General features: G+C 65.0%; 11 protein-coding genes and 1 pseudogene. 7 read left to right on the top strand and 5 right to left on the bottom strand.

The features are described 5' to 3' along the window. Positions 1 to 1,106 precede the first annotated feature (1,106 nt). Both MAA8898_RS25325 and MAA8898_RS25320 read right to left on the bottom strand, forming a co-directional pair. Complete coding sequence (locus MAA8898_RS25325) at positions 1,107 to 1,790, bottom strand: fumarylacetoacetate hydrolase family protein (RefSeq protein ID WP_094023801.1); 684 nt, start codon at positions 1,788 to 1,790, stop codon at positions 1,107 to 1,109. Between the two features lie 193 nt (positions 1,791 to 1,983). Further along, positions 1,984 to 2,814: a FadR/GntR family transcriptional regulator gene (locus tag MAA8898_RS25320; RefSeq protein ID WP_245853644.1), complete on the bottom strand. Its 831-nt coding sequence runs from the start codon at positions 2,812 to 2,814 to the stop codon at positions 1,984 to 1,986. 122 nt (positions 2,815 to 2,936) lie between these two features. On the opposite strand from MAA8898_RS25320, the gene MAA8898_RS25315 reads away from it, so the two are divergent. From MAA8898_RS25315 to MAA8898_RS25295, 5 genes are all read left to right on the top strand, one after another. Beyond that, on the top strand, positions 2,937 to 3,728 hold the full coding sequence (locus tag MAA8898_RS25315) for a fumarylacetoacetate hydrolase family protein (RefSeq protein WP_094023799.1): 792 nt from the start codon (positions 2,937 to 2,939) through the stop codon (positions 3,726 to 3,728). 61 nt (positions 3,729 to 3,789) lie between these two features. Next, entirely contained in the window at positions 3,790 to 4,818 is a 1,029-nt protein-coding gene (locus MAA8898_RS25310; protein WP_094023802.1) for an ABC transporter substrate-binding protein, read from the top strand. Continuing rightward, complete coding sequence (locus MAA8898_RS25305; RefSeq protein ID WP_094023798.1) at positions 4,815 to 5,624, top strand: ABC transporter ATP-binding protein; 810 nt, start codon at positions 4,815 to 4,817, stop codon at positions 5,622 to 5,624. Before MAA8898_RS25310 ends, MAA8898_RS25305 begins: the two co-directional genes overlap by 4 nt. Next, entirely contained in the window at positions 5,621 to 6,484 is an 864-nt protein-coding gene (locus MAA8898_RS25300; protein ID WP_094023797.1) for an ABC transporter permease, read from the top strand. Before MAA8898_RS25305 ends, MAA8898_RS25300 begins: the two co-directional genes overlap by 4 nt. Further along, the gene (locus MAA8898_RS25295; RefSeq protein ID WP_094023796.1) at positions 6,477 to 7,550 is read left to right on the top strand and encodes an Ldh family oxidoreductase; all 1,074 of its coding nucleotides are present in this window, start codon (positions 6,477 to 6,479) and stop codon (positions 7,548 to 7,550) included. The genes MAA8898_RS25300 and MAA8898_RS25295 overlap by 8 nt, the downstream gene beginning before the upstream one ends. Positions 7,551 to 7,569: 19 nt before the next feature. Here MAA8898_RS25295 and MAA8898_RS25290 read toward each other — a convergent pair whose 3' ends face one another. Both MAA8898_RS25290 and MAA8898_RS25285 read right to left on the bottom strand, forming a co-directional pair. Next, entirely contained in the window at positions 7,570 to 8,247 is a 678-nt protein-coding gene (locus MAA8898_RS25290; protein ID WP_094023795.1) for a GntR family transcriptional regulator, read from the bottom strand. Then, positions 8,244 to 11,129 (bottom strand): FAD-binding and (Fe-S)-binding domain-containing protein, encoded by a 2,886-nt coding sequence (locus MAA8898_RS25285; RefSeq protein ID WP_094023794.1) that lies wholly within the window; start codon positions 11,127 to 11,129, stop codon positions 8,244 to 8,246. The genes MAA8898_RS25290 and MAA8898_RS25285 overlap by 4 nt, the downstream gene beginning before the upstream one ends. A gap of 139 nt (positions 11,130 to 11,268) precedes the next feature. On the opposite strand from MAA8898_RS25285, the gene MAA8898_RS27000 reads away from it, so the two are divergent. After that, positions 11,269 to 11,907 (top strand): pyridoxal-phosphate-dependent aminotransferase family protein, encoded by a 639-nt coding sequence (locus MAA8898_RS27000; RefSeq protein ID WP_245853642.1) that lies wholly within the window; start codon positions 11,269 to 11,271, stop codon positions 11,905 to 11,907. Then, positions 11,867 to 12,463, top strand: a complete 597-nt coding sequence (locus MAA8898_RS26995) for a pyridoxal-phosphate-dependent aminotransferase family protein (protein ID WP_245853641.1) — start codon at positions 11,867 to 11,869, stop codon at positions 12,461 to 12,463. Before MAA8898_RS27000 ends, MAA8898_RS26995 begins: the two co-directional genes overlap by 41 nt. Positions 12,464 to 12,518: 55 nt before the next feature. Here MAA8898_RS26995 and MAA8898_RS26990 read toward each other — a convergent pair. Then, positions 12,519 to 12,665, bottom strand: a pseudogene (locus tag MAA8898_RS26990) (IS630-like element ISSpo6 family transposase); the annotation flags it as partial.

Here is a 12,665-nt window from a genome sequence, read left to right as displayed (position 1 = left end):
TTTCGCCGCCTGCTGAACCGCAGCGCAGCGCTCCGCGACGCCGTCCGCGCCAGCGCCGAAAAACGCGGCATCGACCCATCACTCATCCTCACAGACACCAAAACCTCCGGCTGAGCCGGAGGAGGCGGAGGCTGTGCACCCGGGGCGAGATCACCTTGAGGCCTGGGGCAAACACTTGGTCGTGTGCCGGGTGGAGCGACAGCCCCCAAAGGCAGGACGTGGATGTCCACCCTTGCCTGCCTGGGACCAACATTGCGACGACCTCCGCCGCGGCCTGAATGAGCCTGCTGGCCGGCGGTGAGGCATGATGGATGCGCCCGAACGGCTGCTTGCCCATCATCCCAAGACCCTGTGCCCACCCACCTTCCTACGGGAACATGACAAGCTGACCCGTATCTGAGCGGCAGACGGCGTGCATCATCTGCGCTTTCTGTCCGGGCTGTCGGAACTGTCGCTGATCGACCGTGAACGGCGCATGGCGGATGCGCCGCCATGAATCACTGAGCCCGCAGGCGCGTGAGTTTCTTGCGAAACACGGCAGATCCATCCCCTGCGGCCCCGAGCGGCGCCCCCATTTCCTCAGGTCTGGGTTCCTTTACCCGGAGGACCGGACAGGAACGCACCGGTTGTCTTGCAATGCGACAGCAGATCCCTGCACATCGTTTCGGCATCGCACGCCACGGCGGCGTTCAGGATGCGGGAATGTTCGTCGCTCACGTCGCGGCGCTGGTCGTTCAGCGCAATGCCAGCGAGGGAGCGATATCGAGTGTTCAGATCGTAAAGCGGCGAGCAGGGTTTCAGCAGGATGGGGGATTTCGCACAGGCCAGCAGGGCCCATGTGAAAGGCCTTGTGATTCACCTCGAAGCATCCGCTGCCGTACCCCGCGCGCGGTGCATCCTGCGATGGGCCAGAACGATGTTATCTTCCCAGGCCTCCGTCGCGTTGGCGATGCTCTCGCGCAGCGCCAGTTCCTCGAGCGTGCAGAGTTCGGATCAGCGCCGCGCAGACCGGTCCAATCGCCTCATCCTCGACAGCAGGTTCCTGAAAACAAAAGCGGCCGGGGCACCGCTGCCTGCGATGCCCCGGCCAGATCCGAGCTTGGACCTCAGACAACCTTGACGGTCAGCGATCCCACACCGTCGATGGTGGCTTCCATCACGTCGCCTTTGACTACCGCGTTCACACCCGCAGGCGTGCCGGCCATGATGACGTCACCGGGCGCCAGTTCGAAATACTCCGACAGGTAGGAGATCATTTCCGGCACCTTCCAGATCATCTGGTTCAGGTCGCCTTCCTGGCGCAGTTCGCCGTTGACCTTCAGCGTGATGCTGCCGTGATCCGGGTGGCCGACCTCGGAGACCGGGCGCAACGGACCGACCGGGCCGGAGCGTTCGAAGGCCTTGCCGATTTCCCAGGGACGGCCCATCTTCTTGGCCTCGCCCTGCAGGTCGCGGCGGGTCATGTCGAGCGACACGCCGTAGCCCCAGACATGGTCCAGCGCCTTGTCCAGCGGGATGTTGGTGCCACCGGACTTCAGGCCGACCAGTAGCTCGACCTCGTGGTGCACGTCCGAGGTGTGCGGCGGATAGGGAAATTCGCCCGACGCGTCCAGGTTGTTGGGGTTCTTCTGAAAGAAGAACGGCGGCTCGCGGTTGGGATCATGTCCCATTTCCACCGCATGGGCCGCGAAGTTGCGGCCGATGCAATAGACGCGCCGCACCGGGAACGTGCCGCCGCCTTCGGTGGGAATGACGTGCACCTGGGGCGCGGGGATGACATGGTCGGGCATTACTCTCCTCCTGAGCGCTGGACTGTCAAATGTCGCTTGTCGGACTGGTCCGGGCGGTTGTGGCACGCAACGCGCGCCGCCGGGCCGGACTCGGCGGTTATCCTTCTATTCGCAGCGTCGGCCCGGGATTGGCAAGTGATTGCGTTCCGCCAAAGCCAACCATTTTTCCGATTGGTTGCGCCTGTGGGTGGTGTCAGCCTTCGTCTGCCAAGCTGCTGGGCAGAACACGGGAATAGACCGACTGAAGGTGTTGGCGCATCGCCTGCGCGGCCCGATCCCCGTCTTTCAGGGAAATGGCGGCGACGATTTCGTCGTGCTCCTGAAAGCTGGAATAACTGGCGGACGGTCCCCGGGTCTCGCGCGGTTGACCCCAGACGATGGACCGGCGCACCGAATTCAGCGTCTCGAAGAAATACAGGTACAGCTGGTTGCGCGTTGCCCGCGCGATGGCGTGGTGCAGGTGGTTGTCCCAGGCCTCGTAACTGCGCCAGTCCGGGGCGGTGCGGCATTTTTCGGCGCAGAGCTTCATTTGATCGCAGTCGGATCTGCTGGCGTGCTGCGCGGCCAGGCGGCTCAGTTCCGGCTCGATGGTGAAGCGGACCGCCACCACCTGTTCAGGCTTGATCTGGTCGCGCAGGTAGGTGACGTCGGTCAGGTTGAGAACCGGCCGCGCCCCGACAAAGGTGCCCCGTCCGACATGGCGCCAGATGCGCCCCTGCGCTTCGAGTTCGGACAGGGATTTGCGCAACTGGTTTCGCGTCGTCCCCAGGCGCGCGCACAGGTCGCGTTCCGGGGGGATGCGGTCATTGTGCCGATACCCGGCGTTGTCGATCAGGTCCCGAAGTCGCTGCGTCAGATCCGATGCGCCGTCCATGCCCTCACCCAATTTCATGATTGGTTGATTGAACGAATACCCCAGATGGTCAAACTGAAGCCAGACAGGTGTGGCGGTGAGTCGCAGGATACTCTGCCCCGACGCCGCAAATCCACAGCACGAGGGAGGAGAGCCGAGTGCGATTGGCAACCATTTCCGTGGACAGTCACGACGTCTGCGTAGCAATTCTGAAAGACGGCAGCAGGCTGGACGTTGCGAAGGCCGCGTCGGGCTTATCAGGCGCCGGCGCCGACGCGCTCAAAGCGGGTTCGATGCAGCACCTCATCGAAGGCGGGGCAGACGCGCTTGCAGCGCTTCGGGGCCTGGTGGCGGATGCCGAGGGCGGGAAACATCGCGATGCGGTCACCTCGGCCGACGCCCCGTTGCAGGCGCCGATCCCGACGCCGCGCAAGAACGTCCTCTGTGTCGGCCGGAACTACGCGGAACACATCGCCGAAGGCGACCGGGCGCAAAAACAGAACGTCGGCGTGACCGAACATCCGGTGTTTTTCACCAAGCCGCCCACCTCGATCGTGCGGCCCGGTGGCGATGTCCTGATCTTTCCGGGCGTTTCCGAGAGCATCGACTACGAGGTCGAACTGGCCGTCGTGATCGGCACTGCCGGTCGGAACATCGCCAAAGCCGAGGCAATGAACCACGTTTTCGGCTATACGATCCTGAACGATGTGACCGCACGCGACATTCAGCGCCGCCACGGCGGGCAATACTTCAAGGGCAAGGGGCTGGACGGCTCCTGTCCGATCGGGCCCTGCATCGTGACGGCCGACGAGATCGCGGACCCGCACGCCCTGTCGATCGGGCTGACGGTCAACGGTGAACAGCGCCAGAACGGCAAGACGTCGGACATGATCTTTGACATTCCGACGCTGATCGCCTCGCTGTCCGAAGGCATGACGCTGGAACCCGGCGACATCATTGCCACCGGCACCCCCTCGGGGGTCGGCTACGCGATGGACCCGCCGCGGTTCCTCAAGGATGGCGACACCGTCGCATGTGAAATTTCCGGGATCGGCACGCTCAGCAACCCTGTGCGCGCCGTGTAAGGCCCCCGCCGCCAATACAGCGCGGCGACAAGGGGCAGACACAATTGGGAGGAGAATGACCATGATCAACAGAAGAGCGTTTACCGCCTCATTGCTTGCCGCCGTTCCGGCCACAAGCCTTTGGGGCACTTCGGCACTGGCCCAGGGCCTGCGCGACATCACCTTCGTGCAGCCAAGCCCCTCTGCCATCAACTCGTTCCCGGTCTTTGTCGCGATCGGCGAAGGCTACTTTGCCGAAGAGGGCCTGAACGTCACCGTCGAGGCGATCAACGGCTCGGGCGCGGTGTTGCAGGCGCTGTCCGCAGGCCAGGCGCAGTTCGGACGCCCCGGCCCCGGCCCGCTGCTGGCGGCGCGGTCGCGCGGCGTGGACGCGGTGCACATCTACAACGTGGCCGCGCGCAGCAACTTTGGCATCGCGGTCCAGCAGGACAGTGACATCCAGACGATCGAGGATCTGCGCGGCAAGGTGATCGGCACCGGCACAGCCGATGGCGCCGAAGTCGGCTTTGCCCGGAACGTGATGACCGGCGCCGGCATGACCGAAGGGGTGGATTACACCTTCCTCACCGTCGGCGATGGCGGCCCGGCAACCGCCGCCTTCCTGAACGGCGAAATCTCGGCATACTCCGCCTCGACCGCCGACGCGGCGATCCTGAACCAGCGCGGCATGGCGGTGCGTGACATCACCCCCGCGGAGTTCGGCCGCTTCTTCGGCAACGGCATCGCGACCATGGCCGACATCATCGCGAACGACCGTGAACTGGTCGAAAAGTGGAGCCGTGCCTTTGCCCGCGGTCACGCCTTTGCGCTGGACGACGCCAACCGCGCCGCGGTGCTCGAGCATCTCACGGCCGGCAACCCGCAGGAAGGCGAAGACAAGGAGTTCCAGTCCGCGCTGTTCGACGCGGTCCGCTCCAAGACGATCCCGCCCGAAGGCAGCGAGCACCTGGGCTGGTATCCGGCCGAGGTCTGGGCCGAATGGCAGGAGTCGCTGATCGCCGGCGGCGAGCTTTCCGGGCCGCTCGACGATCTGGATGCCGCCTGGACCAACGAGTTTGCCGCTCTCGGAAGCGAGGCCGCCGGCAGATGAACACTGCGGTGGCACAAGACTACTCCGGCGCGCCTTTGGGCGCGCCGGTTTACGAACTGACCAACGTCAGCAAGACCTATGCGCGCAACGCCGTGGTTGCGCTCGAAGATGTCAGCCTGACCCTCAGAAAGGGCAGCTTCACCTCCGTCATCGGATCGAGTGGCTGCGGAAAGTCCACCCTTCTCAAGATCATGGCGGGCCTGATCCCGCCCACCAAAGGGCGCGTGATCCTGCAAAACAAGCCCGTGACCGGCGCCCGCCGCGACATCGGGATGATGTTTCAGCAGGCGACGCTGTTTCCATGGAAGACGGCGGTCGAGAACATCGTGCTGCCGATCGAAATCCGCGACGGCAAGGCGGCGGCCAAGCAAGCCTTGGACAAGGCGCATGAACTCATGGACATCGTGGGCCTGAAAGGGTTCGAGAACGTCTATCCGAACGAGCTGTCGGGCGGCATGGCGCAGCGGACCTCGATCTGCCGGATGCTGATCACCGAACCGGCGGTGCTGCTGCTGGACGAACCGTTCAGCGCGCTCGACGAACTTTCGCGCGACATGATGAACATGGAACTGCAACGGATCTGTCGCGAACAGCACGCGACGGCCTTTCTGGTCACCCACTCGATCCAGGAAGCCGTGATCCTGTCCGACGAAATCGTCGTCATGAAACCGCGCCCCGGCCGGATCGCCGAAATCGTGCCCGTCGATCTTCCGCGGCCTCGGACGCTGGACATGATGACAACGCCGAAGTTCGGCGAAATCGTCGATCACATTCGGGGCATGCTGGACAAGGGAGAGGACATGTGACCGAGTATCAGACCAACCAACCGGCCGACACCGACACCACCGATACCGTCTGGGTCCAGGAAGTCGCCTTCATCGACTCGGTGCCGCGCTGGATCGCCATGTCTTTCGTGTTCGTGCTGTTCATCGGCACATGGCAGTTCGTCACCAGCTTTGGCCTGGTGTCGCCGATCATCCTGCCGACCCCGATGGAAACGCTGAAGGACATGATCTTTGTTGGTGAGAACCTGCTCACCGGGGGCTACATGCTCCTGGCGCTCTGGATCACCATGAAAGAGGTGTTCTACGGCTTTGCGCTGGCGATCCTGATCGGCTTCTCCTTTGGCGTGCTGGTTGGGGAAACCGCGTTCGGGGAAAAGGCCGTCATGCCCTATCTCGTCGCCATCGACACCATGCCCAAGGTGGCCTTTGCGCCGCTGTTCGTGGCCTGGCTAGGCTTCGGGATCGAATCCAAGGTGGCGCTGGCGGCCTTCATCGCGACCTTTCCCATCGTCGTCGGCACCGCCGCCGGGCTGCATGCGGCGGATGAAAACGCCCGCATGCTGTTCAAGACCATGGGCGCAAGCCGGATGCAGACACTGATCAAGATGAAGCTGCCCACCGGCCTGCCGCAGATCTTCACTGGGCTCAAGATCGGCGCCGTCGGGGTCATGGCGGGGGCGATCACCGGCGAATTCCTGGGTGGCGGCAAGGGCTTTGGCGAATTGATCCGCGTCGCGGCATCCCAGCTCAACACGCCGCGGGTGTTCTCGCTGATCCTGTACCTCAGCCTTGTCGGCCTCGCGCTCTACGTGATCGTGCAGTGGACCCAGCGCAAGGTGGTGTTCTGGCAGAAGGAATCCGTGGGGTCCTACGATGCCTGACGGCGCGGTCATCGCGGTCGACACCTTGCAGGACTTCGTGTCCCGCGCGCTGATGGCGCGCGGGGTGCCCGAAGGTGACGCGGTCAAGGTCGCGGGCCTGATGGTCGAGGCGGATATCTACGGTTACGGCACGCATGGCGTGTTCCGCCTGCGCCAGTACCTGGCGCGGCTGGCCGGCGGCGGGTGCAACCCCACGCCGACCCTCTCTATCTCGCAGGAAACCGTCGCCACGGCGGTGATCGACGGCGACAACGGGCTGGGCCATCTCGCCATGGCCGCCGCCCGCGACCTGGCGATCGAAAAGGCCCGCACCGCCGGGATCGGCTGGGTTGGCGTGCGGCGTGGCAACCACGCCGGTCCGCTGGCGCTGTATGTCCGCCCGCAGGCCGAGGCCGGACTGCTGGGCATGGCCGCCGCCGTCGGCAGCGCCAACCACGTGCCGCCCTACGGCGGAACGGACCTGCTGCTGGGGACCAATCCCATCGCCTTTTCGGCGCCCACCGCCGGGCCCGATCCCTTTGTCTTCGACATGGCGACAACCGTGGCCGCGATGGGCAAGATCAAGACCTTCCTGCAACAGGGGCAACCGATGCCCGAAGGCTGGATGGTCGGGCGCGACGGCAAGCCGCTGACCGATCCGGCGCGAAAATCCGAAGGTTTCCTGCTACCCATCGGCGGCCCCAAGGGCTTTGGCCTGTCGGTGGCCATCGGGCTGATGGCCGGGGTGCTGAACGGTGCGGCCTTCGGGTCGGATGTGGTGGATTTCACGCAGGACACGACCTCTCCCACGAACACCGGGCAGTTTGTCATGGCGCTCGATCCCAAGGCCTTTGGCATTGGGGACGACTTCGCGCGGCAGGCGTCGCGCGTTTTTGACGAAATGCGCGCCTCGCCCCCGCTGCCCTGCCATGATCCGGTGCGGCTGCCGGGCGATGGCAAGACGGCCAAGGCCGAGGCGCGCCGCAAGGACGGGCTGACGCTCAACCCCGCGCTGCGCAAGGACCTCAACGCCCTCGCGGGGGATTGCGGTCTCGCCGCCCCGTTTTCGAAGGACCTGACCGGCTGACCGCAACGGATGAAAGAGCTCAGGCGCCGGCCCCCGTGTCGGTGTCGAGTTCCCTGAGATAGGCCGAGCATTTGTTCATCATGTGGCGCTTCATGAGCTGGCCAAGCCCTTCGCCATCGCGCCTGCGCAGCCTGTCCATCATGGCCCCGTGTTCCTCGATCGCTTGCGCCCAGCGATCTTCGGAGAGGTTGACCATGAAGCGGGCGCGCTGCACCCGCGCATCCAGCAGCTTGTGATGGCTTTCGAGCAGGTCATTTCCCGACGCGAGGATCAGCGCCTTGTGGATGTCCTGGTTGGCCTGGAAGTACCGCGCCCGGTCCCGCGCGGCGTGGGCCTTCAGCATTTCCTCATGGCGCTCCTCGATCCGCACTACGGTGGCGTCGTCGATGCGGTGACAGGCCATTTCGCCGGCCAGCTGTTCCAGCACCGCGATCAGCGCAAAGGCGTCTTCCAGCTCCTTGCGCGTCACCTGCGCGACACGCGCCCCCCGGTTGGCATGCAGGATGACAAAGCCTTCGGAGGCCAGGACCTTGAGCGCCTCGCGCAACGGCGTGCGCGAGACGCCGAAGGCCGCGCACAGGTCCTTTTCCGGGACTTTTTCACCGGGCTTCAGGGTGTCCTGCACGATCAGTGCGCGCAGGCGCTCGACCAGTTCCTCGTGCAGGGTCGGGCGCTGGATCCGTTCGGTCAGGGTCATGTCGGCCTCCGCTCGTCCAAGATCTGATCGAGCAGCCGGGCGACATGCATGGCGCGCCGCGGCGTGCCGTCCGCGATCTGGTGGCGGCAGGAGGTGCCATCGGCCACGATGATCGCGTCCTCCGGGGCCGCCTCCAGCGCCGGAAACAGGTCCAGCGCGGCCATCTTCAACGAGAGGTCGATGGTCTCCGGCCCATAGCCGAAGGCACCGGCCATTCCGCAGCATCCGCTTTCGATCAGCGTCACCTGCGCGTCAGGAATGCGCCTGAGCAGGTCGAGCATCGGCGTCACGGCATCCTGCGCCTTCTGGTGGCAATGGCCGTGCACGTGGATCGGCCGCGCAAGGGGTTTGAGCGGCAGGTCCCCTTGCCTGACAAGGAACTCTTCGAAGGTGAAGGTTGCGGCGGCCAGCGCCTCGGTCTCCGGTCCCGGGCACAGGGCCAGGAATTCGTCCCGGAATGTCAGGATCGAGGACGGCTCCAACCCGATGACCGGCACCCCGCGGGCGACCGCGTCCCGCGTCGCGTCGATCACGCGCCGCGCCTCGGTCCTTGCCTCGTCGACGCAGCCGACAGCCAGCAAGGTCCGCCCGCACTCCAGCGACTTGCCCGAACCGTCGCGCGCCACCGCGACACGCAGCCCCGCCGCGCGCAGGACGCGGAGGGCGGCGCGCAGGTTTTCGGGTTCGAAATACCGGTTGAAGACATCGGCAAACAGCAGCACGTCGGGGCCTTCGTCCTGCGCCTCCCCGTCGCGGAACGGGCTGGACGACCAGACCGGAAGGTCGCGGCGACGCGAGATGCCGGTCAGCCCTTCGCTCCAGCGGCGCAACGGCACGATCCGGTTGCGCAAGTTCATCAGCCAGGCCCCCCGCGCCGCATAGGGCGCATAGCGCGGCAGATAGCCCACCAGCCGGTTGGCCAGGGTCAACCTATGCGCCTTGCGCCGCGCCGCCATCACCTCGATCTTCATCCGCGCCATGTCGACCCCGGTCGGGCATTCGCGGCGGCAGGCCTTGCACGACACGCAAAGCTTCATCGTCTCCGCCATCGCGTCCGAGGTCAGCCCCCCCGGCAACTGCCCGCTGATCGCAAAGCGCAGCGTGTTGGCCCGCCCGCGCGTCACGTCGCGTTCGTCGCGCGTCGCGCGGAACGACGGGCACATCACCCCGCCCTTCAGCTTGCGGCACGCGCCGTTGTTGTTGCACATCTCGACCGCGCCCTGAAACCCGCCGCCCGCCCCCGGCCAGGCGGACCAGTCCAGCACGGTCTCGAATTCGGGCACCGCGTAGTCTGGGCCATAGCGGAACTGCCGCCTGTCATCCATCGCCGGCGCATGGACAATCTTGCCCGGGTTCATCACGCCATCGGGATCGAACCGCGCCTTCACCGCCTCGAACGCCCGGACGATGCGCGCCCCGAACATCCGTTCATGGAATTCCGACCGCACGATGCCGTCGCCATGCTCACCCGAATGGGACCCCTTGTAGCGTTTCACGAGGTCGAACGCCTCTTCGGCGATGGCCCGCATGGTGCGCACGTCCTTGTCCTGCCGCAGGTTCAGGACCGGGCGCACATGCAGGCAGCCGACAGAGGCATGGGCGTACCAGGTGCCCTTGGTGCCGTGGCGGGCAAAGATCTCGGTCAGACCCTGGGTATAGTCGGCCAGATCCGGCAGGCCGACGGCGCAATCCTCGACAAAGGAGATCGGCTTGCCCGCCTCCTTCATCGACATCATGATGTTCAGCCCGGCCTTGCGGAATTCGGCGATGGCCCCCTGCAAGGCATTGTCGACAACCGGAACGACCCCGCCCCAGCGGTCCCCGGATCCGCTGAACGACAGCCCCAGGTCCCCCATCCGCTCCGCCAGCAGCGCCAGCCTGGCCGCGTTGGCCGCCGCACTGCCTTCGGCGAATTCGACCAGCAGCAGCGCGGCGGGATTGCCCTCGACAACGGCGTCGATGGTCTTTCGGAACAGCGCAATGTCGCGCCCCAGCGCAATCATCGTGTCGTCGACCAGTTCCACCGCCATCGGGTCCAGCCTGACCAGGTGCTGCGCCGCCTCCATCGCCGCGCGGAAGGTCGGGAAATGGCAGACCCCGGTGACCTTTTCACCCGGCAGGGGCGCAAGGCCCAGCTCCAGTTCGGTGAAACAGGCCAGGGTGCCCTCGGACCCCACCAGCAGATGCGCCATGTTCACGTCAGTGCCGGTCAGCGCGTCGATGTTGTAGCCGCCGACGCGCCGCAACACCTTGGGAAAGCGGGCGTTGATCTCGGCCGCCTCGCGCCTGCCAAGCGCTCGCATGTCCGCCACCAGGTCGGCGTAGGGGCCGGGGGCCGGGGCGGTTGCGTCGAACCGCGCCGTGGTGCCGTCCGGCAACAGGGCGGTGATGGCGCGCACGTTGTCGCGCATGATGCCATAGCGCAGCGACTTGCCGCCCGACGAGTTGTTCGCCGCCATGCCCCCCAGCGTGCAGCGCGACGCCGTGGAGGGGTCGACAGGAAACCACAGGCCGTGAGGTTTCAACGCGCGATTCAACTCGTCCAGCACGAGACCCGGTTCGACGCGCGCCGTCAGGGTCTGCGGGTCAATTTCGAGGACACGGTTGAGATGACGAGAGGTGTCCAGCACCACGGCATTGTTCACGGTCTGGCCGCATTGCGACGTGCCGCCCCCGCGCGGCAGCACGGGCACGCCTTCCTCACGCGCCACGGCCATCGCCGCCTCGACATCCTCTACGGATCGCGGGACCACCACCGCCTCGGGCACCATCTGGTAGATCGACGCGTCGGTGGCATAGCGCGCGCGCGAGGCCGCGTCTGTCATGACCTCGCCCTGGACCGCAGCGGTCAGGCGGCTGAACAGGCGTCTGTTTTCGTGCATCGATCCCTCCCTGGGCGGCCTTGTCATTCGGATCGATCAAGGCTGTGTTTTGCCGTTGACTGAATTATGAATTCATAATTACGCTTGCACAAGGCTGCAGCGCATCCTGTGCTCGGCGATCGTGGGAGACTCGGGACCGATGCGCCAACCTGGAAGACATTTTCTGCAGATCCCCGGTCCCAGCGCGGTGCCGGATCGGATTCTCAAGGCCATCGGCCAGCAGACCATCGACCACCGCGGCCCGGATTTCGCCGAAGTCGGGAAACGGGCGCTTGACGGCCTGAAGTCCATCTTCAGGACCAGACAGCATGTCTTCATCTTCCCCTCGTCCGGGACGGGAGCCTGGGAAGCGGCCCTTGTGAACACGCATTCGCCGGGTGACAACCTGCTGATGTACGAAACCGGGCATTTTGCCTTCATGTGGAGCAAGATGGCGCGCAAGATCGGTCTGAATCCCGAGATCATCGAAGGCGACTGGCGCGGTGGCGCCGAAGCCGACCGGATCGAGGCGCGTCTGCGGGCGGACAAGGCGCACCAGATCAAGTCCGTCTGTGTCGTCCACAATGAAACCTCCACCGGGTCGGTGTCTCCGATCGCCGAGATCCGCAAGGCCATCGACGCGGCCGGGCATCCCGCACTGCTCATGGTCGACACGATCTCGGGCCTGGCGTCACTTGATTTCCGTTTTGACGAGTGGGGGGGTCGATGTCGCTGTTTCCGGCGCACAGAAGGGGCTGATGCTGCCGCCCGGACTTGGCTTCAACGCTGTCAGCGATAGAGCGATGGAGGTCGCCAAAGCCGCGAATCTGCCCCGCAGCTATTGGGACTGGCAGGACATGACCGGCCCCAACGAAACGGGCTACTTCCCCTATACCCCCGCCACGAACCTGCTTTACGGGCTGAACGAAGCCATCGCCATGCTGCACGAGGAAGGATTGGACAGGGTGTTTGCCCGTCATGCGCGGCACGGGGCGGCGACACGCATAGCCGTTCGTGCCTGGGAACTGGAGGTGCTGTGCAACCGCCAGGGCCAGGAATCCGGCGTCCTCACGGCCGTGGCGATGCCCGAGGGACATTCTGCGGACGCCTTCCGGACGACGACGCTGAAGCACTATGACATATCGCTGGGCAACGGGCTGTCGAAGGTGGCTGACAAGGTCTTTCGAATCGGTCATCTGGGCGATTTCAACGATCTGATGCTGATTGCGACGCTGTCCGGCGTGGAGATGGGCCTTGCCAGGGCGGGCGTGCCGTACCAAGCTGGCGGCGCACAGGCGGCGATGGAGTTTTTGAAGAGGGACGGTTTAGGGCATGGTAGCCCAGTTCGAGGGTGATCGCGGGTGTTTATATTAGAGTGCTTTTCAAGCAGCTTCCTAAAGCGTCACGCCTTTAACCTGAGACATTTCCATCAGCCTTGAAGTAGTTCCAACATTCTTGCTCCGAGTAGAGGTCGCAGACATGACCGATTGCTTTGAACATTTCGGTGAATGTCCTCGCGCCGATCCGTCTGAGTTGGGCCTTGAGCTTAGAGAAGGC

This window comes from Antarctobacter aquimaris (genome assembly GCF_900184945.1).
Classification (GTDB): domain Bacteria; phylum Pseudomonadota; class Alphaproteobacteria; order Rhodobacterales; family Rhodobacteraceae; genus Maliponia; species Maliponia aquimaris.
The sequence above is the reverse complement of the archived record's forward strand: the minus strand, read 5'-3'. Positions and strand labels throughout refer to the sequence as shown.